Annotated in this window: 1 protein-coding gene; it reads left to right on the top strand. The window is 65.0% G+C overall.

The window, feature by feature from the left end; genetic code table 11:
• Positions 1-108: 108 nt before the first annotated feature.
• A partial coding sequence (locus E3C22_RS24335; RefSeq protein WP_134764480.1) for an ISAs1 family transposase occupies positions 109-1,151 on the top strand: 1,043 nt, incomplete at its 3' end.

The raw sequence follows: 1,151 nt of genomic DNA, 5'->3' as shown, positions 1-1,151 counted from the left end.
GGCAGGCGAATCGCATATGGCCGGCGGTGATTTGAAGCTGATCGGGCTTGCGGTTTTGGCTCTGATTGATTCTGGAAGCATCCATGGAGATGTCCCGTGGAGGCGAAGATGGATCGATTTGTCGAATGCTTCGGCGAGGTGGAGGACCCGCGGGCTTCCAACGCGCGGCACGATCTCGTCGAACTCTTGTTCATCGCGCTTCTGGCCAGTCTTTGCGGCGCCCGCACCTGCGAGGACTTCGAGGAGTTCGGCTTTTCCAAGCGCGATCTGCTGGCCAGCTTCTTGACCCTGCCCCACGGAACACCGAGCCACGACACGTTCAGCCGGGTGTTCCGCCTTCTCGATCCCGCCGGCTTCGAAAAGGCCTTTCTCGCCTTCATGGCGCGCTTTGCCGAAGGCCTCGCCGGCGTCGTCGCATTCGACGGCAAGGCGTTGAAGCGGGCCTATGACAAGGGCGGGGCCCACATGCCGAAGATGATGGTCTCGGCCTTTGCCGCCGAGACCCGGCTGACCCTGGCGAACCTTCCGGCCGCCGGCAACAACGAGCGCGACGCGGTCCTGCAACTCGTCGACCTCGTCAGTCTGAAGGGCTGCGTCGTCACCGCCGACGCGCTGCACTGTCACGAAGAGCTGGCCGAGCGGATCGTCGCCGGCAGGGGCGACTATGCCCTGCGGCTGAAGGCCAATCAGCCCACTTTGCTGGCCGGCGCACAGGCTGCGCTTGCCGGCGCCGGCGTGAAGAGCGCCAGCGACGTCGGCCGGCGAAACGGCAAGGACGTCAGACGCACGGCCGACGTCGCGCCCGCCGCCGCGCTGGCGGTCAGGACAGGCTTCCCCGGTCTCAAGTCCGTCGCAAGGCTGACGGTCGAGCAGCCCGGAGCCGAGACAGAACAGCGCTTCTACCTCCTCTCCCGCAGGCTGACGCCCGAACGCCTCATAAAGGTGACGCGTCGCCATTGGGCCATCGAAAACAGCCTGCATTGGGTCCTCGATACCGCCTTTGCCGAAGATCATGCCCGATCCCGCAAGGACAACGCGCCGCAGAACCTCGCCGTCTTGCGGCGCCTCGCCCTCAACGTCGCCAGACTGCATCCCGACAAGACCCCCATGCGACGAAAACTCCTCAAGGCCGGATGGGACGAAAGCTTCTT

This window comes from Jiella endophytica, from assembly GCF_004519335.1.
GTDB lineage: Bacteria > Pseudomonadota > Alphaproteobacteria > Rhizobiales > Rhizobiaceae > Jiella > Jiella endophytica.
Note: the sequence above shows the minus strand (reverse complement) of the source record. Positions and strands in the feature narration are given on the sequence as shown.